We start from the raw sequence: 21,216 nt of genomic DNA, 5'->3' as shown, positions 1-21,216 counted from the left end.
ATCCTAGTGATATAGTTAATGAAACCCCGTAGAGGCAATTGATAAATTGTCTCTACATAAATAGCCTAACTAAACTGTATTTGATATGATCTCTCAATTCAATTTTTTTCAACAATGGTATCCTCTTTCTCCCGTCGAAGATCTTGATCCACAACGACCAACGAAGATAATGTTATTAGGGTTAAATTTAGTAATCTGGAAACCTAAATCATCCCCAACTTATCAAGTATTTTTAGATCAATGTCCTCATCGTTTAGCCCCTTTAAGTGAGGGCAGAATTGATGAAAAAAGCGGTTATTTAATGTGTAGTTATCATGGATGGGAATTTGATAAAACAGGAATTTGCCAACGAATTCCCCAAGCAGAAAATCCCGATTTAGTAACAAAAAATCAAGCCAATTTTGCTTGTACTGTATTTCCTTGTCGGGAACAAAATGATTTATTATGGGTTTGGCCTGATGCCAATAGTCAAGAATTAGCCGAAAAAACTCCTCTTTCTTTGTCTCCTAATATTGATAAAAGTAAAGGCTTTGTTTGGTCTTCTTATGTACGAGATATGGCTTATGATTCGCAAACTTTAGTTGAAAATGTAGCTGATCCCAGTCATGTTCCTTTTGCTCATCATGGCATTCAAGGAAACCGCAATCTAGGGAAACCTATTCCTCTTAAAATTGTAGAATCAAGCTCGACAATAATTAAAGTTGAAATTGACGGCGATCGCAGTACAATCATTACCTTTGAACCACCATGTCGTTTAGAATATTCTATTAGTAATATTGAGCAAGATAAACAAATAGGATTAGTAGTTTATTGTCTTCCTGTATCCCCCGGAAAATCAAGAATTGTGGCTCAATTTCCCCGTAACTTTGCCAAGATAATTCATAGTTTAACTCCTCGTTGGTGGACTCATTTAATGATTCGTAATCCCGTTTTAGAAGGAGATATGATTCTCTTAAATCAACAAGAATATGTATTACAACAAAGACAAGCTCATGAAAGTTGGAAAACAGCTTATAAAATGCCCACAGATGCAGATAGAATGGTTATTGAGTTTCGTCGTTGGTTCGATATGTATTGTCAAGGAAAATTACCTTGGGATAAAGTTGGCATTAATAATACCTCATTAACTCTTAATAATAACCGTCGAGAAGTTTTAGATCGTTATCAACAACATACACAACATTGTATCAGTTGTCGTAATACTTTAAAACAGATTCAGAGATTACAATTTTTCTTATTAACTTATTTTGTTTTAACTGTGCTTATTGTTGTAGTTATGCCCGATGAACTTCGTAAAAATTTGGGCTTATTTTTGGTTGGGTTTGCTATCTTAGGATTAGGGGTTTATAGTTGGCTCAAATGGTGGTTAGAACCCCAGTTTTATTTTATTGATTATGTTCATGCAGATAAAAAATAGATAACTTATCCAGTTAAATAAGTGTCACAATGTTTAATTGTTTCTAAATTAATTAATTATACTGGAAGAAAATTTAGAGACATTTACTCCTTAGTATCACAAGAGAAAAAGAGATGAATAAGCCAAATTTATCCCAAGATCATAGTTCTGCATGGGTGATTCAGACTTGGTTATCTTTTATTTTATCGATCTGCGCAACCTCTATCGGAATTTTATTTTTACCCGTTGATAACTGGGTCAAGGGTTATATGGGAATGGGATTAACATTTACCGTAGGTTCAACTATTAGTTTAGTAAAAACTCAACGAGATTTACATGAAAGCAAAAAACTTATTTCCCGTGTCGAAGAAGCAAAAGTCGAAAAATTACTAAGCGGACATGATCTCCACTGAAAACCTTTCTATGTTGTTGCCAAATATACCCCAAACATGATATTAATTCTCCTATAACCTTAAGGAGTATTTATGGGTAAAAAGTATCATGTTTATGGTGTGGGTAATGCGTTGGTTGATATGGAATTTTCCGTCACATCTTCTCTACTCCAAGAACTTAATATTGACAAAGGAGTAATGACCTTAGTTGATGAAATGCGTCAAGGAGAAATTGTTGAAAAATTAAACGGAAACCTCTGTAAAAAAAGTGGTGGAGGTTCTGCTGCTAATACAATGGTAGCAATTAGTCAATTAGGGGGAAATGGTTTTTATTCCTGTAAAGTAGCTAAAGATGAAGCAGGAATCTTTTATTTACAAGACTTAAACAGTTGTGGTTTAGACACCAATGTCCATAATGATGAAGAAACAGTAGGAACTACAGGAAAATGCCTCGTAATGGTCACTCCTGATGCTGATCGTACCATGAATACCTTTTTAGGTATTTCAGCAAGTCTCTCCGAAAATGAATTAGTTTCAGACGCGATCGCAGACTCGGAATATCTTTATCTTGAAGGTTATTTGGTAACATCTGACACCGCTAAAACTGCTGCTATTAAAGCTAGGGAAATTGCCGAAAATTCAGGGGTTAAAACCACTTTATCTTTATCTGATCCCAATATGGCCCAATTTTTTCACGATGGGTTATTACAAATGATTGGATCTGGTTTAGATTTTATCTTTGCCAATGAATCAGAAGCCTTGAAAATTAGCCAAACAGAGGATTTTTCGCAAGCGATCGCCTATTTTAAAGCCTTAACTAAAGGGTTTGCGATTACTCGTGGGGCCAAGGGTTCAGTGATCTTTGATGGTCAGGAAATGCTCGAAATTAGGCCCTATCCGGTGCAAGCGATTGATACAGTAGGTGCAGGAGATATGTATGCTGGAGCCTTTTTATATGGTATCACCCACGGCATGACCTATGGACAAGCAGGTGATTTAGCCTCCCGTGCTTCTTCTCGTATTGTAACCACTTATGGCCCTCGTTTAGAGACACAAACCCTCAGGGATTTATTAACTAATTGATACCCCTAAATCCCCCTTAAAAAGGGGATTTTTAGAGATGCTCTCCCAAGATATTGCTAGAAAATATATGTCGGAGTTACTCCCGATTTAGAACCAGAGGATATTTGTCAATCTCTCCAATATGCTGCTTTTTTAACTAATGAAGAAGTTCGTCCTTTAGTGGTTAATTAATGTGAAGTTTTTAGTCGATAATAATAGATAGACCTTAGCTCGTTCATAGTTAAGCTATACAAACAAAGTTTGCCTACGCAACCTAGAATGGCTGTCCGCGCAGGCGGACTTAGTCTTTATAGGATCAGACTTGAGTATGTCATTAATTATTAATTTAGCATAGTTTGTCCGATAGAACCATAATCATTAACTTCTACTATTTTCTTTGATTACGTAATGTGGGGTTAAACATCTCACTAATGCCTTCTCCAATAAATGATAACCCAACTACCATCAAAGTCATTCCTAGTCCCGGAAAAAGGGTTGTCCACCAAACCCCTGTGGATAAATCGCTTAAAGCTTCTTTGAGATCATGTCCCCATTCGGGTACTTCTTCGGGTAATCCTAATCCTAAAAAGCCTAATCCGCCTAATACCAAGATAGCATCAGCCGCATTTAATGTAAATAAAACGGGGACACTTTGAATCACATTAAAGAATAAATATCGAGATAAAACATGGGTAGAAGTTGCTCCCATTGCTTTAGCTGCTTCAATAAATAATTCATTTTTAACACTGGTAGTATGATTGCGAACAATTCGATAATATTGGGGAATATAAGAAATACTAACAGCAATGGCTACATTTAAAATACCACGACCTAAGACAAATGCTAAAGTGATTGACAGTAATAATCCTGGTATGGTATATATTGTATCCATTAAAAATAATAAAATTCGGTCTACTTTACCTCCTAAATAACCACTAATTAACCCTAAAGGAACCCCGATAATCATTGATAATATGGTGGATAAAAAGACAACTTTTAAGGCTGCTTGGGAACCCAAAAGAGTCCGGGAAAAAACATCATAACCTCTTAAATTTGTGCCGAACCAATGGGAAATACTAGGGGGTTCTATGGGATTATTACTTAATAATTCTGTGGGATCTTGAATTAATCCTATGGTTTGTAGAATGGGGGCCAAAAATGCGATTAAAATCCAAAAAATTGTGATTCCTATGCCTATGATCATCAGTCGTTGTGATAAATTTAGACGGGAAACACTAGGTAAAGTTAGTTTAGAATGGGCCATAGCTGAATTATGAATTATGAATTATAAATTATAAATTATGAATTATGAATTATGAATTATAAATTATAATTTGTCTTATAGCAAGCCTAAATTATCACAAATAATAGGTTTTAACTCGTTCATCGTAGGGGTAAACGGCCGTTGACTCCTACCAAACAAAGGTTGCCTACCCAACCTAGAATGGCTGTCCGCGCTCGTCGGACTTTGTTTCTATAGGATAAGGCTTTGGCCTTTTATTAATTATTAGTTTAACATAGTAAGTCCGGTAGAACCGTTTTTTTACCTTAATCAAACCTAAATATAAAAATTTACAAAGGAGATCATAATGATGTCAGATCAATATATTATGGTTATAACAACAACTTCCAACAAAGAAGATGCTGAAAAAATAACAAGACATTTATTAGAAAAAAGATTAGCTGCTTGTATACAAATTATTGATTCAATTTCTAGTTATTATTGGTGGCAAGATAAAATTAATTGTGATCAAGAATGGTTATGTTTGATTAAAAGTCATCAAAGTGTTTATGATTTACTAGAAAAAACTATAATAGAAATACATCCTTATGAAGTTCCTGAAATTATTGCTTTACCCATTGTTTCCGAGAGTAATAATTATTTAAAATGGTTAGGAAATCAACTTGTTAATCCATCTTTATTTTAAATTTTTTGTACATCCCCAAAGGGAAAAAGCCCGCATCTGCGGGCTATGGTTAGGATAATACTGCATTGATTAGCTGAGATTCATTTTCTGGGTAAGATGGGCTTCTAAGAACCATAAACTCTTATCAATGTCACGAGAAATTTCTGTGTATAAATCTGCTGTATCCGCATCTCCTAATGTGTTCGTTTTCTCAATTCCTGAACGTAGATGAGCAGCATAAATAGCATACCGTTGAGCTAATGCGGTAATATGTTCAACACCATCTGCAATATCATAAGGATATTCAGAAATTAAAGAATCAGAAGCAGCTATTCTGGCGGTTCCCAGGGCGGTTCCCCCAAGGGTGGTAATTCTTTCGGCTACCATGTCTACATATCCTTCTAATTCTTTTGCCATCGCATCAAATAGTTCATGCAACTGATAAAAATTCAGTCCTTTCACATTCCAATGCGCTTGTTTAACTTGGGTTTTGAGATCTAAACTGGTGGCTAAAGTTTGGCTGAGAATGGGAACAATTTTTTGACGAACATCCACAGGGATATCAATACGGGTGGGATAGAAAACAGCTTTGGGTTTCACTTGTGTGACTTGTGCGCTTGCCATAGTTATCTTTACTTTAAATCTATCTTAAACTCATTATGAGTTTATTAATAAAGTGTATTCGTAATGATTATGAGTTGTCAAGCAAAAAACTAGATTCACCTAGTCAGGTTAGTTATTAATACTGATCAAGATTTAAGGTAAAAACTGTTCATTTAGGGTTTCATAGACGTTATCTCTTGACTTTTCGCTGTTGTCATGTATTTATCCCACAGAGAAAACACTTTATTTGCCAATACAAAACCGACTAAAAATTCTATCTAATACAGATTCTGTTATTTCTTCTCCTGTAATTTCTCCTAATGCTTGAATGGTGGCCCGTAAATCAATTGTCCAAAAATCTAAAGGCAGTTGATTTATAATTGTTTCTTGTACCTGTTCTAAGGCTATTTTAGCACGGGTTAAGGCTGCCGCTTGTCTTTGATTAATAGCTAAGTCCAAATTACTAGCCTTAATATTCTCTCCATAAACTGAAGTTAAAATAGCGTTTTCTAATTGGTCAATTCCTTGATTTTTAGCGGCTACTGTCTTGACAATTTGTTGAATTTGTGCAGGAAATTTAATTAAATCTGCCTCAGCTAAATCTGTCTTATTAATAACTAAAATTAAGGGACGGTGCTTAACTTCTTGATAGATCACTTCATCTTGGTTAGTCCATCCCGTTTGAGCATCAATAGTTAATAATATTAAATCAGCATAACGGGCAGCTTGACGCGATCGCTCAACCCCAATTTTTTCTACCTGATCTAAAGTGTCTCGAATTCCAGCAGTATCTAACACTTGAATGGGAATTCCGCCCACAACTAAATGAGATTCTACCACATCCCTTGTCGTTCCCGGTAAATCCGTCACAATCGCGCGATCGCTACGACTCCAGGCATTTAATAAACTCGATTTTCCCACATTAGGACGACCGACAATAGCCACTTTTAACCCACTACGGAGTAATTCCCCTTGATCGGCCGTCTGTAAAATGCCCTCAACTTGCCTTAAAACGTCCTGTAATCCCTGAGAAACAAGACTTTCATCTAAAGGAGGTAAGTCTTCCTCAAAATCGATTCTAGCCTCAATTTCAGCTAATATATCTAAGCAATCATGACGTAATTGACGAATAGGAGCAGCAAGTTTACCTTGTAATCCCCCTAAAGCTAATTGAGACGCTTGAGGCGATCGCGCTCCCACCAAGTCAGCAATGCTTTCTGCCTGAGTTAAATCGATTCTACCATTGAGAAACGCCCTTAAAGTAAATTCCCCAGGTTGAGCTAATCTGGCCCCTTGTTCAAGACATAATTGTAATACCTGTTGGACAGGAATAATGCCCCCATGACAATGAAATTCAATCACATCTTCACGGGTATAAGAACGAGGAGCTAACATTAAAAGTAATAGGGCTTCATCGATGATTTGTTGTGTCAGAGGATGACGAATATAACCGTAAAGAATGCGATGACTTTCCCAAATTTGTTGACCAGGTGTATTAAATATAGTACGAGCAATAGATAAAGAATTGTTACCCGACAGACGCACAATGCCGATACTGCCCTCTTGGGGAACAATGGCAGTAGCGATGGCAGCAATGGTATCTCCAGGCGTAACTTTAAACATAAATTGAATAAATTAAGAATTGATTAAACTAAATACTTATGATAAATTATTGTCTAAGGGTTGACTTTTGCTCCTAAAAATGTTAGCTTAAATGTGCTGAATAGAACTCAATCATGATTAGAAAAAATACGGACAAGAAGTTCCTACTCAAAAGTCGTATTTTCCCCCATGTACTTTAAATCAGTATGAGTTATGATCACGGTTAAGGTGTTGTTTGAAGTGTTTAATTAAAATTATCATGAAACCGATTGATATTGAAATTGCTTGGATTACTATAGTAACGTCCATTTTCTCATTGTTCCTGACCCTTTCTTTTGCCTTTTAATCTACCCTTAAGAGGTTAAATTGGGGTTAACCTCAAAGTCTTGACAAAATGGATAAAGTATGAATTGGGTTTGTGATGATGTTCATGGCGGCCAATAGGGGGCGGGATATATCACAATGAAAGTGATTAATGCAAATAGTTATCCAAACTGTCCATGACCCAAGATAAACATTTAAAACGCTTTCGCTGGCTCAGCTTAATTGTACTGACTATTCTGTTAATATGTACATTCCGCGCACCAGCGATCGCTCAAACCCCACGGCATTACACAGACTTACAGTTTCCCACCTTACCAGAAATTCAGATTCCCAAATATGAACGATACACTTTAGACAATGGAATGATTGTCTATTTGATGGAAGATCGCCAATTACCTCTAATCAAAGGAAGTGCGATGATCCGTACAGGTTCCCGTCTAGAACCAGCCGATAAAGTTGGTTTAGCCGATATTACAGGAACGGTAATGCGAAGCGGAGGAACGAAAAAATACCCTCCTGCACAATTAAACGAACTATTAGAACAAAGGGCCGCAGAAGTAGAAACCAGTATAGGAACTGGGACAGCAAGTGCGGGTTTTAACGCCCTCAGCGAAGATATTGACACTGTATTTGACTTATTTGGTCAAGTCATTCGTGATCCTGCTTTTGATCCCCAGCAATTTGAATTAGCGAAAAGTCAGAATAAAGGAGAAATTGCCCGTCGTAACGATGATCCAGGTGATATTGCTGGTCGAGAATTACGTAAACTCATTTATGGGGATAACAGTCCCTATGCTCGCACACAAGAGTATAGTACCCTTAATAATATTTCCCGTGAGGATGTCATCAGGTTTCATCAAAAATATGTACGTCCAGATCGGATGATTTTAGGCATTGTGGGGGATTTTGAACTCAAAACGATGAAAGCACTGATTAATAAGACTTTTGGCGACTGGAAACCTACCACTCCTAACCCGGATATTAAGATTCCTACGGCGGAACAAAAATATGATAAAGGGCTATTTTTAGTCAATCAATCTCAATTAACCCAAAGTAACGTTTTAATGGGCCATTTAGGAGGAGAATTAAATAGTCCTGACTATCCTGCTTTAACTGTTTTAAATGGTGTTTTAAATGGGTTTGGTGGTCGTTTATTTAATGAGTTGCGATCGCGTCAAGGGTTAGCTTATTCGGTTTATGGGTCTTGGAATGCGGGTTATGACTACCCAGGAATGTTTGTTGCGGGGGGACAAACTCGTACGGAAACTACTGTTGCTTTTGTTGAATCTTTAATGAAAGAAATTGATCGTTTACGCAGCACACCTATCACCTCAAAAGAACTCGATGATGCTAAAGAAACCATTCTCAATTCTTTTGTTTTCAAGTTTGAGAATCCTAGTCAAACCTTATCTCGTTTAATGACGTATGAATATTATGATTACCCTCAAGATTTTATCTTTAAATATCAGCAAGGGGTAAAAAATACTACGGTTGAAGATATTCAAAGAGTAGCCAAAAAATATCTTAATCTTGAGGGTGTTGTCACTTTAGTTGTGGGGAATGGGGAAGAAATTAAACCTCCCTTAAGTGACTTAGGAAAAAATGTCACAACCGTTGATGTTACTATTCCTAAACCCAACAAAAGTTAACATTAATTTTAATTGTTGATTTCAACGGAGAGGGTGGGATTTGAACCCACGAAAGACGTAAATCTTTAGCAGTTTTCGAGACTGCCGCATTCAACCACTCTGCCACCTCTCCAAAAGGTTTAGGGTATCTCTGCTAATTATAGTGCTTTATGGGCGATAGTTTGCTACAGTAACAACTAAGCTGATCACTCGACTACTAACACAACTAACCGAATCGATGCCCTATGCCTGGTGACTACTACGAAACCCTCGGTGTTGCCCGTAATGCCAGTAAAGACGACCTAAAACGCGCCTATCGTCGTTTAGCTCGTAAATATCATCCTGATGTTAACAAAGAACCAGGAGCCGAAGACACATTTAAAGAAATTAACCGCGCTTACGAAGTCCTTTCAGAACCAGAAACCCGCGCCCGTTACGACCAATTTGGGGAAGCTGGAGTTAGTGGTGGGGCCGGTGGCTTTGAGTATGGGGATATGGGGGCAGGTTTTGCTGACATCTTTGAAACCATTTTTAGTGGTTTCGGGGGTGGTGCAACCGGAACCACAAGACGACGCAGTGGCCCTTCTAGGGGTGATGATCTGCGACTTGACCTAAAATTAGACTTTCGGGAAGCCGTTTTTGGGGGTGAAAAAGAAATTCGTATCCCTCATCTCGAAAGTTGTCAGACCTGTAGTGGAAGCGGGGCTAAACCAGGAAGTGGGGCCCGTACTTGTTCTACTTGCAGTGGTGCAGGCCAAGTTCGTCGCGCTACTCGCACTCCCTTTGGCAGTTTTGCTCAAGTTTCTACCTGTCCTACTTGTAACGGGGCCGGAGAAGTCATTGAAGAAAAATGTGAAGTCTGTGGAGGGGCCGGCCGTAGACAAGAAACGAAAAAACTTAAAATTACGATTCCGGCCGGGGTAGACAATGGAACCCGTTTAAGAGTATCCAGAGAAGGGGATGCAGGCGTACGAGGAGGGGCCCCCGGAGATCTCTATGTTTACTTGTTTGTAGAAGTTGACAAAGAATTTACCCGTGAAGGGATGAATGTCCTCTCGGAAATTACCATTAGCTATCTACAAGCAATTTTAGGCTGTCATTTGGAAGTCAATACGGTGGATGGCCCTCAAGTATTACCCATTCCGGCCGGAACTCAACCAGATACAGTTCTAACTCTCGAAGATAGAGGGGTTCCCAAGTTAGGAAATACTGCTATGCGGGGCGATCATTTGATTACCGTTCATGTGTCTATTCCCACAAAACTCAATAATGAGGAGAAAGAACTGTTAGAAAAATTAGCTCATATTAAGGGGCAAAGTCACGGAAAAGGAGGTATTGAGGGCTTTTTAGGAGGATTATTTCATAAATGATCTCTCCAACCCCTGATGTAATTTTATTAGATTTACGGGGGACTCCTTGTCCTATTAATTTTGTTCGCACTAAACTAAAATTAGAGCAAATGTCCCCCGGTTCCTGGTTGGAAGTTTGGCTAGATCCTGGAGAACCTATTGAACAAGTTCCCGACAGTTTGACAATGGAAGGTTATCACATAGACACTATCGAAGATCGTCAGGAATTTTTCTCCCTGAAGGTCTGTCGTCGTGGAAACTAGGTATGTTAGTTTTGTGAGCGACTTAAGTAACCCTAATGTCTCTACTGTGTCGAGTCTTTCCGACCTTTTGGGGACTGTAGTGGCAGTACAAGCTAATTTTTATCAGGTGCGGTTGGATCATAGTCTAAATACATATCTATTATGTACCCGACGCGCTCTTCTCAAGAAAATTGGCCAAAAGGTGATGGTTGGTGATCGCGTAATTGTTGAGGAACCGGACTATCAAGATGGACGAGGGGCGATCGCTCAAGTTTTGCCCCGCAAGACTGAATTATCTCGTCCTCCGGTAGCGAATGCAGATCAAATTTTGTTAGTCTTTGCTTTAGCTTCTCCTCCCTTAGAACCCTGGCAATTAAGTCGTTTTTTGGTCAAAGCTGAATCAACGACCCTGGAAATTGGATTATGTTTTAATAAGTTAGATTTGATCTCCCCTACAGAACGTCAAGAGTGGCAAGAACGCTTGGGAAAATGGGGCTACAACCCCTCGTTTATTAGTGTAATGACTAATGAGGGGTTAGAGGGGTTAACCGACTGTCTACGGGGCAAAATCACCATCTTTGCGGGGCCGTCAGGGGTAGGTAAATCAAGTTTAATTAATATGTTAATTCCTCAAGTTCAGCAGCGAGTAGCAAAAGTGTCGGGTAAACTAAAAAAAGGTCGTCATACGACACGCCATGTTGAACTATTTGAATTGCCTCAAGGGGGATTTATTGCTGATACTCCAGGGTTTAATCAACCGGATCTTTCTTGTTCTCCTAATGAGTTAGCTTACTATTTTCCTGAAGCTAGAGAACAATTAGAAAAGGGATATTGTCAGTTTAATGATTGTTTACATCGAGGAGAACCTAATTGTTTAGTCGGTGATAATTGGGAACGTTACGAACATTATTTAACTTTACTTGAAGAAGCAATAATTCAACAAGAAACCCAACAACAAATAGGGGAACAAGAATCTACTATGAAGTTAAAAGTTAAAGCATCTGGTCAAGAATCTTATGAACCAAAATTAGAAAGTAAAAAGTATCGTCGTCCTTCCCGTCGAGGAAAACATCAAAATTTACGAGAATTATATCCTCATCAAACTTTAGAAGATTTCGAGAAGGAAGAAGATTAATTAGGTTCTTTTAAAATAAGAAAAAAATATGGTCAAAAAATCTATTTTATTCTATAATAAATAAAGAAATAAAGTAAAGAATCTATCAAATAGCACCAAAATACAAAAATACTGATTACACTAATTACTTACGTCTTAATGGTGCAACGATTATCTTCTTGCCAACAATTAGTTTTTTTCTAACATCTATTTTGATAAAATAGGTGTATCTAAATAACCTTAATTGTGTCTTTTTTAAGCTTTTTAGGCTAGTTTTTGATGAATTAATCCGCCAAATCACTGACTTTTTAGAAATCCATTTCCTTGAAAATTCCTCTGAATGTTAATTTCTGATTTTTTGTGTGTTGTTTTTTTCTTCATGAATAATGCAGGTTAGATGCGTAACAGCTTATTTATGAATTAATCCAATGCTTCAAAATCTGACTACAGATGGGGATGAAGTAGGAGTCAACGGCCGTTGACTCCTACTAGGACAAAAATAAAATAATCCCCATAGAGAGATCGGGGTATTTCGCTATGACTGATTGGTTTTTTTTACCAAAAAACTTAAGCCGAAGATACCCAAAGCTAATATTGGTAAGAGAGAAGAAGATTCAGGAACTGAGACAGAGACACTCGGAGTAAAAGCAATTCCTATGGGTACAGATAATCCATTCTGACCTGGAGAAACAATTTCTTTCAAAAAGGCTCCCGTCGTTCCGTTAAATTGGAGAATACTATTCTCGCCAAAGTTACTGATATAGAAATTGCCATCAGGACCGAAAGCAAAACCTCGTGGATCATTTAAGCCGCCACTACCAGAAGAAATGAATTCTCCGAGGAAAGCTCCGGTAGTTGGATCGTATCTGAGAATGCTATTGTTCCCAGCACTGTCGACGTATAAATTACCATCAGGACCAAAAGTTATGAAATGAGGATCATTTAAGCCGCCACCACCAGAAGGAACGAATGCTTCGATGAATGCTCCGGTAGTTCCATCATATTTAAGAACACTATTGTTGGCATTGGAACTCACATAAAGGTTGCCATCAGCCCCGAATTTTAAGCTTTGAAGATTACTCAAGCCACCACTGCCAGAACTAACGAAGATTTGGAGAAAGGCTCCGGTGGTTCCATCATATTTAAGAACGCTATCGTTGCCTTGGCTATTGACATAGAGGTTATTGTCGGGACCGAAAATAAGATCAAGGGGTGAAATTAAACCACCTGACCCATTAGACACAAATTCTTGCAAAAAAGCCCCTGTCTTTCCGTCATACTTGAGAACGCTATTGTTATTATTACTGGTAATGTAAAGGTTCTTGTCAGGGCCGAAGATTGGAACAATAGGTCCAGATAGCCCACCACTACCAGCAGTAATGAATTCCTTGATAAAAGCCCCTGTGGTTTCATCGTATTCCAAAACGCTGTTACTAGCAAAACTCGAAACTAAGAAAGCCGCCTCAGCTTTTGGGATATTCAACGCGATCGCTGCAACTGTTGTCAATGCTAAACCAATGCTAGAAAATGTCAATTTCATGATGATCAACCTTCAATTGCGTATAAATTATCGCTCGTATAATTTTCTTGGTAGATTTACGAAAAGATTCCACAAAAATTAGGACTTAAAAGGGGTCATGCTAATATCAGCCTTTGACCAAGCTTGATCAAACTGTTGTTGTACCTTTTGTGCAGCTTCCGTCTTGCCTTGCATCCGTAGACTTTCAGCTAACCCGTATAAAGACCAGCCATTACCCGGATACTTTTGTAAATCTTCTTTATAAACAGCTTCAGCTTCACCGGGTTGGTTAAGCTTTAAGAAACTAGTACCTAACAATTCTCTTACGGGCTGATACCAATAGGGAGGCTCCATATATGGTAGTCCATCTTCTTCTAAGGCAGCAATAACCTCTACTGTCTCCGGTTTTGGTTGGCCCTCTGGTGTCCAATAACTCCAAGGTATCAAGTCCATTAAAGATTCAGCAAATAGGGTCGCCGCGTCGAGATCATCGGGATAGTTTTTCGAAAGATCACGCATAGCATTAGCATAGGGAAGAACGATCCTTTTGGGGTTTTTGTCCATAACGGTGTGATAAAGCTTTAATATAAGCTTGTTCAGATGGACTTACTTGGTTTGCTAATTGTTGAGCTTTTGCTAAAGCTTGATAGGCTTGAGAGACATCCTTATCATTCATTGGGGAGTTAATATGGGGGCCTAATGCCAGGGCTATTCCCCAATAACACATGGCACAATTAGGATCAAGTTTAGTCGCTTCTTGAAAAGAGTCTCCGGCTTCCCCATGATTAAATCCATAAATCAAAGTTAAACCTTGATCAAAATAACCTTGTGCTTCAGGAGATTTAGTAGTCACAGGATGATGGTAATTTCCCAAATCTTTAGATAGAGAGGTTTTGTGACTGATAGGGTTAGGAGTTAAAGCTTTGACTCCTCCTGAGATGACGAGGTTAAGCAGTAGACAAAAACACAAAGAAAGACAAAAGCAAAGGGTAATCAGTTTTTTTCGGTAAAGAATCAGCATAAGATTTCGGTGATTGTTTTCAGGCTTTTTCTCTAAATTGAGCTAGTTGTGATGAATTAACAGAGAAAGGAGTCCACTGTAAATCTGATATTTGTTGGGGTTTTTCTAGCTGTTCAATACGTTGTATTAAAGACTCAATCTGATCGGCAACCGGATCGGGAATTTGACTATGAGCAAGAGGATCAACTTTCTGTCCACTACGTCGCACGATACGGCCAGGTATTCCCACCACTGTACAATCATTATCCACTGAACAAAGGGTAACAGAACCTGCGCCAATACGGGTATTATCTCCAATGAAAATGTCTCCAAGAACCTTAGCCCCTGCTCCGACAATTACATTGTTTCCCAGGGTAGGATGACGTTTACCTTGTTGTTTGCCAGTTCCTCCTAGAGTGACTCCCTGATAAATCAGCACATCATCCCCGATGATCGCCGTTTCTCCAATAACTACTCCCATACCATGATCAATAAAGATACCCCGTCCCAATTTCGCCCCTGGGTGAATTTCAATACAAGTTAACCATCTGGCTAGATAGGAGATAAAACGGGCTAACCAATAAAATTGGCACTGATGGAAGATATGGGCAATACGATAGACAAGCAAGGCTTGAAAACCAGGATAACAGGTGAGAACTTCAAACCAGGAACGGGCAGAGGGATCTTTGGCAAAAATTGCCTCAAAATCTGCTTTAATAGTATTTAGTAGATTTCTCGACAAGCTAGGCTCTTGAGGCTTATCCCAGACGCTAGTTTCTTCATTTGTAAATTGTTTAAAGGTATTCATCGCTTTTCAAGCTATTCCTATGCTTGGGTGGAGTTAGTAAGAATTGGACTATGTTGATAATTACTGATTGCTTAGGGGAGTCAAGAGTAGAGGAAGGCTAATATTTAACTGGTGATCTTGCACCTGATGTTGAAAACCCGATTGTTAAGCTAAGACCCATTTAAAATGTATATTGGCAGATTAGGAAACAAACAGTAAAACCCTTATTCCATCGCCCCATCAGTCGAATAGGACTAATTTAGATGAACGAATTCAATCGGTTTGTTGTCAATAAAAATCGGGTTTTTGGCACTTTTTAGTGATAAGCTGTTGTGCATTTAAACCGCTTATTTTGAACTTTGGTACAGACGTTAAAACCCCCTCTCCCTGCTCCGAAGCTCCCTGCTCCCATGCAGTCACAACAGGTCAATTAAATGCGTGACAGCTTAGTGCAAGCTCTGAGTTTAAACGACTCCCACTAATTCAGGGGTACGAGCAGCAGAATACATATTACCCCAGAAGGTTTCCCACAGATGTTTGGCATTTTGATAGCCTTCTGCTAATTCTTGTACTGTACTTGGATCTGCTTCAACTATTTCATTAATCGCTTGTTTGACCAATTGACGATGAAGGATATCTGCTTCTCCGACATGAATATCCCAGAATTCCCAATCAATCTTTTCTTTATTAGCTTGAATATAAGGACTTTTCAGCAAGTTTTCATAGACAGCAGTCAGAGAAATTTGACAAAGATTTTACTTTTTCGTCGACGGAATATTGCGTTTCTAACCGAGTCTCATCCGCCATTGCCCAAAACTGTTCTTTAGTAATCATTGGGGGTTTCACCCTAGTAATAATACGGTCATTATTCACTTCAAGAGTCCTACTGGAAATTACGGAAAATTAAATTTAGTAATAAAATAAAATCTGGGTATTTTTAGGAATAGGTAGTTATAATTACTCACGCTCGAAGATCCTATCGTTCTAATTGAGAGCTTTAGCAGGGTCAATTCATGAATTGACCCTACTGTTATTGCTGGTGCTTAAGTTTTGATCAAGTTAACAATAGTTAACTTAATTGATGACTCGACACCGACAAATTTACTCTTAATGTTAATTGCGAATATTTAAAGGAGTAGATAGTCTATTTTTTAATGTAGAAGAAAGCATGGTAAAATTATGAATTATGAATTATGAATTATGAATTATGAATTATGAATTATGAATTATGAATTATGAATTATGAATTAAGCTAAGACGCATTTAAACTGTATATTGGCAGATTAGGAAACAAACTATCAAACCATCACCCCACCACCCCATCACCCCATCACCCCACCACTCGAATAGGACTAATTTAGATGCGTAACAGCTTATTTATGAATTAATCCAATGCTTCAAAATCTGACTACAGATGGGGATGATGTGGGGGTCAACGGCCGTTGACTCCTACTAGAACAAACATAAATTAAGGGTAGAGAGGTAATTCCCTACCCTTATAATAAGAAAGAATTGTCTAGAAACATCAAAAAAATGAGGATAACTTCCTCAAATTACACTAAACCACCAGCAGCTTGAAAACGCGCTCTAGCTCGTTTATAGGCGGTTGTTGCTTGAATTTGATCTCGACGTTCTCCTCCTTTAGTAGCTTCATCTAAACGAGATTGAGCTTGAGAAAACTCTGTTTTAGCGGATTCTTTATCGATCGCGTCACCAATTTCTGCCGTATTGACTAAAACTTTGAGTTCGTCATTTTCCACTTCAGCAAAACCGCCCATAACCACGAGACTTTTCCAGTCTTTTTCCAGACGAACCCGCATCACACCGATATCAAGGGCCGTTAAAAGAGGAGCGTGTCCCTTGAGAATTCCCAGTTGTCCTGAAGTGCTAGGTAAGATCACTTCTTCGACACTGCCATCCCAAACCACCTTGTCTGGGGTAATTACACGAACTGTTAAGGACATATTACTGATTAAAGATTAGTTATGAAAAATGAGGCAATCAGTCAACAGCTAATCGGTGAAATAACGCAATTTAACTGCTGACTGAGGAGATTTCCAACAAGATTAGCCTTGTTTGAGTTTTTGCCCTTTAGCCTTAGCTTCTTCGATGTCACCCACCAGATAAAAAGATTGTTCAGGCAGATCATCTAATTCCCCATTGAGAATCATCTGGAAGCCTTTAATAGTATCTGCTAGAGTGACATATTTACCAGGAGAACCAGTAAATACCTCAGCCACAAAGAAGGGTTGAGATAAGAAACGCTCAATCTTACGGGCGCGATCAACGGTGCGACGATCTTCTTCACCGAGTTCATCTAACCCTAGAATAGCGATAATATCTTGTAATTCTTTATAACGCTGTAGGGTAGATTGAACAGCACGAGCCGTATTGTAGTGTTCTTCTCCCACGATACCAGGCTGTAACATGGTGCTGGTAGAATCTAGAGGATCTACTGCAGGATAAATCCCTTTAGAAGCAAGTCCACGGGATAATACAGTGGTTCCGTCTAAGTGAGCAAAGGTAGCTGCAGGAGCGGGGTCAGTTAAGTCATCCGCAGGAACGTAAACTGCTTGAATAGAAGTAATTGATCCTTCTTTGGTGGAGGTAATACGTTCTTGTAAATCTCCCACATCCGTTCCTAAAGTAGGCTGATATCCTACTGCAGAAGGCATCCGTCCTAAGAGTGCGGATACTTCAGAACCTGCTTGAATGAAGCGGAAAATATTATCAATAAACAACAATACGTCTTGTTTATTGACATCACGGAAATATTCAGCCATAGTCAGAGCAGATAAACCAACCCGCATTCTAGCTCCAGGGGGTTCATTCATCTGACCGTAAACTAGAGCAATTTTCGATTCTTCGGGGTTATCAGCATTAATAACCTTAGATTCGATCATTTCGTTGTAGAGGTCATTTCCCTCACGGGTACGTTCCCCTACACCACCAAATACGGAAACGCCCCCGTGTTGAATAGCGATGTTATTAATCAATTCCATCATGATGACGGTTTTACCCACACCAGCCCCACCAAACAGGCCAATTTTACCGCCTTGACGATAGGGAGTGAGTAGATCAATAACTTTGATGCCAGTTTCAAAAACTTTGGGTTTGGTTTCTAAATCAGTGAACAGAGGAGCCGGACGGTGAATGGAGGAAGTTTGGCTACGATCAACGGGACCTTTTTCATCCACAGGGTCTCCCAAAACATTAAAAATCCGACCAAGAGTCGCTTTACCGACGGGAACGCGGATGGAGTCCCCCGTGTCTATCACGTTCATACCCCGTACCAAGCCATCGGTGGTACTCATAGAAACGGCACGCACTTGGTTATCACCGAGTAATTGCTGTACTTCACAGGTAACGGAAACTGTTGCACCCGCAGAATTTGTGCCTTCAACTCTGAGTGCATTGTAAATCCGAGGTAATTTGCCACTGGGAAATTCAGCATCAACGACTGGGCCAATGACTTGGGTAATTTTACCAACGTTTGTTTGTTCTGATGTAGCTACCATGTTTATTGTCTGTTTGGGGGTTAGCTTTTGACACTCTCACCGCTAACCACTTGGGCGGTGTAGCGAGAGATTCCTGATTCAACGAGGGATACTTTCTAATACAAGTACCAGCGAGTCTTACTCCCTCTCCACAGGCTTAAAATTCCGTCTGCCTGGCGGTAATAGTTTGGCTAAAGAAGAACGTATCATGTTAATTTGCCACTCTATACATTACCACTTATGGGGAACAGAGGGAATCTGCTATTCGAGTTTAAGGGAGACTTTTTCTTTGTCTGAGATAACCAAGGCCTAAGATAAGGGTTAATGAAGTCAGCTACAATACTTAAAATGGTGGGTTACGACGCGCCTTCAAAGTTATGAGTTTTTCATCAAAATGATAGCCGCATCTAAACCACCCTACGAATTATAAGCTAATTTAGATGCGTGACAGCTTAGCTAAGGGTTGGTTGAGAAAATTGATAAATATCTCGAATTACTTGTACCCAACCTTGAGAAACTGACTCTAATAGGCGATCGCCTTTTTCTTTGGTGGCGGTAGTTGCATCGCCGATTACACCACTGCGAGTCAGTTCATTTGTTAACCAAGCAAAGGGTAATTTGCCTTCAAGAGTAAGTAAACTATTTTCTGGTAATCCTTGAGGATACTCTTGAACTGCTTGCTCCATTTTGACTTGATCAGGTAATAAAGACAGTAAAATACTGGTTTCTGCATCTCCTGCGTGAATACCGTATTCTAATTCTTGTGGAGTCAATAATTCTTTGGCAATATGAGGAACTCGCCAAGTAAAAAGGGGGAAAACTAAAAAATCTTGATACTTTTGATGAATATCTCTGGCCGCAATTTCCATAATTTGGGGTTGTCCCCCATGGGAGTTCATTAAAACTAATTTACGAAATCCGGCCTGATAGATACTATCGGCAACTTCCATCAAAACCGATAATAGGGTAGTTGCACTTAGGGTAATTGTGCCTGGAAAATGACAGTGTTCGTTAGATTTACCGTAGTATAAACAGGGTAAAGCATAAGCGGGAATGGATTGTTCAAGTTTAGTTAAAGCTTGCCCTAACACTCCCATACCAATCGCAGAATCGACAATTAGGGGTAAGTGTGGGCCATGTTGTTCAATTGCCCCAACAGGTTGCACAATGACCACATTTTCCTTGTTAGACATGGTATCAATTTCCGTCCAAGTTAGATAAGGAAAAAATCGTTGAGGTGGAATAAAACCATGCATCATCAGAGGAATTTACCAGGAAAATTTAGGCAGACATGGCGATAGGTAAGGTAATCTTAAAAACTGTGCCTTTGCCGATGTAACTGTTAACATTGATTGTACCCCCACAGCGTTCAACCAGATGATGCACAATGGCTAGTCCTAGTCCTGGCCCTGTTGTATCTTCTGTGCTGGCGTTACGTCCTCGGTAAAAACTCTCGAAAACTTTGGGGAGATCACTATTCTCAATGCCAATTCCTGTATCACTGACCACCAGTTCTACTGCTTCAGATTTGAGGATGGCTTGGACATTAACGCGACCGCTAGAATGGGTAAATTTTAGGCTATTGTTTAAGAGATTCCGTAAAATTTGCTTGAGCCAAATATGAGGACAGGCGACTGGGGGAAATCCTGCTGGAATGGTATACCCTAAGATGATGCCTTTTTCTTCGGCGATGGGTTGATAAATACTGACAATTCCTGGTACTACATCCTCAAGTTTGACGGATAGTTCTCTTTCGTCTAAAGGTTGATTGAGTTGGGCTAATTCTTGTAAACCCGTAATTAGAGAATTTTGGCGATCGCATTCTTCTTGGAGTAAGTTTAGATAACGTTTACGGGGTTCTCGCTTGTGTTGCATGGAGTCCAACAAGCTTAAGGCGGTTTTCATGTTGGTTAAAGGAATACTCAATTCCCTGGTCAAAGCATTGATAAAATCGTCTTTTAGACCAAAAGAGTTAATTTTTAGAGATAATTCTGCGGTATTGTCCTTATCAGAGGGAGAAGATACAGCTTGAGACTCAAAGGTTTTAAGATGTTGATATAGTAGTTTGTTTAATACTTTTGTCTCTATAGATTGAGGTAGGGGAAAGGCTACAACCGAGTCTGCTAGGAGTTCTGGCGGGGTAGTATCCGTAATGGTAATGACTCGTCTAATACCTGTCAAAACTCGTTGGATGATGGACGGTTCAAAACTGTAAATCAGCTTTAATAAGGATGGTTCTATTTGTTCTGATGAGGGTTCTTCTCCTGATGGGATTTGTTCTTGGGCCAGAATAAGACTGCATAATTGAGGGGATAGGATCAAACAAAAGTATTCTCGTTTGAGTTGGGAACTGGCTTCGAGAACAATGGGAGTGATACCATTTTTGGGAGTGTAAGCGTTGGTTGAGGATGTTGAACGGGTTAAGGGTGTGCCATTGTCGCGATTAATGTTACATCGATAAATCTGTTGCGCTAGTCCTTCTTGCTGATAAGCTTCTAGGGTAGTCCACCATCGGGGGTTAGGGGGCAATTTTACCCACAGGGTTGCTGAAATTTGCTGTTCAAGGAGGAGTTGAGTTATTGTTTCCACTAACATCCTGAAAGTGGTTGCCCTGACGCTTAAAGCTGCTAGGGAAGTATCAGGGGATTGGGCCAGTTGATACAGCGAGAGTTCTGGGGTGCTGGAAATGTTCATCCGCTTGCGATCGCCATTTTTTATTCTAGACTAACCTAGATTCTCACGTAATTGTGGGTTTTGAATAATTTGTTAACAATATGTCAAAATTCTCTGAAAA

20 protein-coding genes and 1 tRNA gene are annotated in these 21,216 nt (G+C 39.2%); 8 read left to right on the top strand and 13 right to left on the bottom strand.

Annotated elements, in window-relative coordinates; all coding sequences use genetic code 11:
- Positions 1-85 precede the first annotated feature (85 nt).
- The 3 genes from AsFPU1_RS16705 (at position 86) to AsFPU1_RS16695 (ending at position 2,871) form a co-directional block, all read left to right on the top strand.
- The gene (locus AsFPU1_RS16705) at positions 86-1,417 is read left to right on the top strand and encodes an aromatic ring-hydroxylating dioxygenase subunit alpha (protein WP_124975686.1); all 1,332 of its coding nucleotides are present in this window, start codon (positions 86-88) and stop codon (positions 1,415-1,417) included.
- A 113-nt stretch (positions 1,418-1,530) separates the two neighbouring features.
- Positions 1,531-1,809, top strand: a complete 279-nt coding sequence (locus AsFPU1_RS16700) for a YiaA/YiaB family inner membrane protein (protein ID WP_124975684.1) — start codon at positions 1,531-1,533, stop codon at positions 1,807-1,809.
- Positions 1,810-1,881: 72 nt separating this feature from the next.
- Positions 1,882-2,871, top strand: coding sequence for an adenosine kinase (locus AsFPU1_RS16695; protein WP_124975682.1), 990 nt, complete (start codon positions 1,882-1,884; stop codon positions 2,869-2,871).
- A gap of 367 nt (positions 2,872-3,238) precedes the next feature.
- On the opposite strand, the gene AsFPU1_RS16685 is transcribed toward AsFPU1_RS16695, so the two are convergent.
- The gene (locus AsFPU1_RS16685; protein ID WP_438357522.1) at positions 3,239-4,054 is read right to left on the bottom strand and encodes an ABC transporter permease; all 816 of its coding nucleotides are present in this window, start codon (positions 4,052-4,054) and stop codon (positions 3,239-3,241) included.
- Between the two features lie 385 nt (positions 4,055-4,439).
- On the opposite strand from AsFPU1_RS16685, the gene cutA reads away from it, so the two are divergent.
- The gene (gene cutA, locus AsFPU1_RS16680; RefSeq protein ID WP_227873556.1) at positions 4,440-4,778 is read left to right on the top strand and encodes a divalent-cation tolerance protein CutA; all 339 of its coding nucleotides are present in this window, start codon (positions 4,440-4,442) and stop codon (positions 4,776-4,778) included.
- 69 nt (positions 4,779-4,847) lie between these two features.
- Here cutA and dps read toward each other — a convergent pair whose 3' ends face one another.
- Both dps and mnmE read right to left on the bottom strand, forming a co-directional pair.
- Positions 4,848-5,381: a DNA starvation/stationary phase protection protein Dps gene (gene dps, locus AsFPU1_RS16675; protein WP_124975677.1), complete on the bottom strand. Its 534-nt coding sequence runs from the start codon at positions 5,379-5,381 to the stop codon at positions 4,848-4,850.
- Positions 5,382-5,603: 222 nt separating this feature from the next.
- Positions 5,604-6,983 carry a tRNA uridine-5-carboxymethylaminomethyl(34) synthesis GTPase MnmE gene (gene mnmE, locus AsFPU1_RS16670; protein WP_124975675.1) on the bottom strand — a complete coding sequence of 460 codons (1,380 nt, stop codon included), beginning with the start codon at positions 6,981-6,983 and terminating at the stop codon, positions 5,604-5,606.
- A gap of 479 nt (positions 6,984-7,462) precedes the next feature.
- Here mnmE and AsFPU1_RS16665 point away from each other — a divergent pair, with 479 nt between their 5' ends.
- Positions 7,463-8,935, top strand: a complete 1,473-nt coding sequence (locus AsFPU1_RS16665) for a M16 family metallopeptidase (RefSeq protein WP_124975673.1) — start codon at positions 7,463-7,465, stop codon at positions 8,933-8,935.
- Between the two features lie 25 nt (positions 8,936-8,960).
- On the opposite strand, the gene AsFPU1_RS16660 is transcribed toward AsFPU1_RS16665, so the two are convergent.
- Positions 8,961-9,047, bottom strand: a tRNA-Ser gene (locus tag AsFPU1_RS16660).
- A gap of 112 nt (positions 9,048-9,159) precedes the next feature.
- Here AsFPU1_RS16660 and dnaJ point away from each other — a divergent pair.
- Genes dnaJ through rsgA form a run of 3 tightly spaced genes read left to right on the top strand, consistent with a single transcriptional unit; the run spans position 9,160 to position 11,640 of the window.
- Positions 9,160-10,284: a molecular chaperone DnaJ gene (dnaJ, locus tag AsFPU1_RS16655; protein ID WP_124975671.1), complete on the top strand. Its 1,125-nt coding sequence runs from the start codon at positions 9,160-9,162 to the stop codon at positions 10,282-10,284.
- On the top strand, positions 10,281-10,526 hold the full coding sequence (locus AsFPU1_RS16650; protein WP_124975669.1) for a sulfurtransferase TusA family protein: 246 nt from the start codon (positions 10,281-10,283) through the stop codon (positions 10,524-10,526). Before dnaJ ends, AsFPU1_RS16650 begins: the two co-directional genes overlap by 4 nt.
- A 13-nt stretch (positions 10,527-10,539) precedes the next feature.
- Positions 10,540-11,640, top strand: coding sequence for a small ribosomal subunit biogenesis GTPase RsgA (gene rsgA / locus AsFPU1_RS16645; protein ID WP_124975667.1), 1,101 nt, complete (start codon positions 10,540-10,542; stop codon positions 11,638-11,640).
- 514 nt (positions 11,641-12,154) lie between these two features.
- On the opposite strand, the gene AsFPU1_RS16640 is transcribed toward rsgA, so the two are convergent.
- The 9 genes from AsFPU1_RS16640 to AsFPU1_RS16605 form a co-directional block, all read right to left on the bottom strand.
- On the bottom strand, positions 12,155-13,159 hold the full coding sequence (locus tag AsFPU1_RS16640; protein ID WP_124975665.1) for a Vgb family protein: 1,005 nt from the start codon (positions 13,157-13,159) through the stop codon (positions 12,155-12,157).
- Positions 13,160-13,237: 78 nt separating this feature from the next.
- The gene (locus AsFPU1_RS23175; RefSeq protein WP_227873555.1) at positions 13,238-13,657 is read right to left on the bottom strand and encodes a tetratricopeptide repeat protein; all 420 of its coding nucleotides are present in this window, start codon (positions 13,655-13,657) and stop codon (positions 13,238-13,240) included.
- Between the two features lie 4 nt (positions 13,658-13,661).
- The gene (locus tag AsFPU1_RS23170) at positions 13,662-14,159 is read right to left on the bottom strand and encodes a tetratricopeptide repeat protein (RefSeq protein ID WP_227873554.1); all 498 of its coding nucleotides are present in this window, start codon (positions 14,157-14,159) and stop codon (positions 13,662-13,664) included.
- A 19-nt stretch (positions 14,160-14,178) separates the two neighbouring features.
- Complete coding sequence (cysE, locus tag AsFPU1_RS16630; RefSeq protein WP_124975663.1) at positions 14,179-14,946, bottom strand: serine O-acetyltransferase; 768 nt, start codon at positions 14,944-14,946, stop codon at positions 14,179-14,181.
- A gap of 443 nt (positions 14,947-15,389) precedes the next feature.
- Positions 15,390-15,641 carry a hypothetical protein gene (locus AsFPU1_RS16625; protein WP_124975661.1) on the bottom strand — a complete coding sequence of 84 codons (252 nt, stop codon included), beginning with the start codon at positions 15,639-15,641 and terminating at the stop codon, positions 15,390-15,392.
- Positions 15,642-16,478: 837 nt separating this feature from the next.
- On the bottom strand, positions 16,479-16,889 hold the full coding sequence (gene atpC / locus AsFPU1_RS16620) for an ATP synthase F1 subunit epsilon (protein ID WP_124975659.1): 411 nt from the start codon (positions 16,887-16,889) through the stop codon (positions 16,479-16,481).
- A gap of 102 nt (positions 16,890-16,991) precedes the next feature.
- Positions 16,992-18,443: a F0F1 ATP synthase subunit beta gene (gene atpD / locus AsFPU1_RS16615; protein WP_124975657.1), complete on the bottom strand. Its 1,452-nt coding sequence runs from the start codon at positions 18,441-18,443 to the stop codon at positions 16,992-16,994.
- Between the two features lie 431 nt (positions 18,444-18,874).
- Entirely contained in the window at positions 18,875-19,681 is an 807-nt protein-coding gene (locus tag AsFPU1_RS16610) for a creatininase family protein (RefSeq protein ID WP_124975655.1), read from the bottom strand.
- 22 nt (positions 19,682-19,703) lie between these two features.
- Positions 19,704-21,116: a DICT sensory domain-containing protein gene (locus AsFPU1_RS16605; protein WP_124975653.1), complete on the bottom strand. Its 1,413-nt coding sequence runs from the start codon at positions 21,114-21,116 to the stop codon at positions 19,704-19,706.
- Positions 21,117-21,216 lie beyond the last annotated feature (100 nt).

The sequence above is a fragment of the Aphanothece sacrum FPU1 genome, assembly GCF_003864295.1.
In the GTDB taxonomy this organism is placed as follows: Bacteria; Cyanobacteriota; Cyanobacteriia; order Cyanobacteriales; family Microcystaceae; genus Aphanothece_B; species Aphanothece_B sacrum.
The sequence above is the reverse complement of the archived record's forward strand: the minus strand, read 5'-3'. Positions and strand labels throughout refer to the sequence as shown.

Bases quoted from the DNA above. Each gene is read 5' to 3' on its own strand.
- AsFPU1_RS16705 (WP_124975686.1), top strand. From the start codon at position 86: ATGATCTCTCAATTCAATTTTTTTCAACAATGGTATCCTCTTTCTCCC.
- AsFPU1_RS16700 (WP_124975684.1), top strand. From the start codon at position 1,531: ATGAATAAGCCAAATTTATCCCAAGATCATAGTTCTGCATGGGTGATT.
- AsFPU1_RS16695 (WP_124975682.1), top strand. From the start codon at position 1,882: ATGGGTAAAAAGTATCATGTTTATGGTGTGGGTAATGCGTTGGTTGAT.
- AsFPU1_RS16685 (WP_438357522.1), bottom strand. From the start codon at position 4,054: ATGATCATAGGCATAGGAATCACAATTTTTTGGATTTTAATCGCATTT.
- cutA (WP_227873556.1), top strand. From the start codon at position 4,440: ATGATGTCAGATCAATATATTATGGTTATAACAACAACTTCCAACAAA.
- dps (WP_124975677.1), bottom strand. From the start codon at position 5,381: ATGGCAAGCGCACAAGTCACACAAGTGAAACCCAAAGCTGTTTTCTAT.
- mnmE (WP_124975675.1), bottom strand. From the start codon at position 6,983: ATGTTTAAAGTTACGCCTGGAGATACCATTGCTGCCATCGCTACTGCC.
- AsFPU1_RS16665 (WP_124975673.1), top strand. From the start codon at position 7,463: ATGACCCAAGATAAACATTTAAAACGCTTTCGCTGGCTCAGCTTAATT.
- dnaJ (WP_124975671.1), top strand. From the start codon at position 9,160: ATGCCTGGTGACTACTACGAAACCCTCGGTGTTGCCCGTAATGCCAGT.
- AsFPU1_RS16650 (WP_124975669.1), top strand. From the start codon at position 10,281: ATGATCTCTCCAACCCCTGATGTAATTTTATTAGATTTACGGGGGACT.
- AsFPU1_RS16640 (WP_124975665.1), bottom strand. From the start codon at position 13,159: ATGAAATTGACATTTTCTAGCATTGGTTTAGCATTGACAACAGTTGCA.
- AsFPU1_RS23175 (WP_227873555.1), bottom strand. From the start codon at position 13,657: ATGCGTGATCTTTCGAAAAACTATCCCGATGATCTCGACGCGGCGACC.
- AsFPU1_RS23170 (WP_227873554.1), bottom strand. From the start codon at position 14,159: ATGCTGATTCTTTACCGAAAAAAACTGATTACCCTTTGCTTTTGTCTT.
- cysE (WP_124975663.1), bottom strand. From the start codon at position 14,946: ATGAATACCTTTAAACAATTTACAAATGAAGAAACTAGCGTCTGGGAT.
- atpC (WP_124975659.1), bottom strand. From the start codon at position 16,889: ATGTCCTTAACAGTTCGTGTAATTACCCCAGACAAGGTGGTTTGGGAT.
- atpD (WP_124975657.1), bottom strand. From the start codon at position 18,443: ATGGTAGCTACATCAGAACAAACAAACGTTGGTAAAATTACCCAAGTC.
- AsFPU1_RS16610 (WP_124975655.1), bottom strand. From the start codon at position 19,681: ATGATGCATGGTTTTATTCCACCTCAACGATTTTTTCCTTATCTAACT.
- AsFPU1_RS16605 (WP_124975653.1), bottom strand. From the start codon at position 21,116: ATGAACATTTCCAGCACCCCAGAACTCTCGCTGTATCAACTGGCCCAA.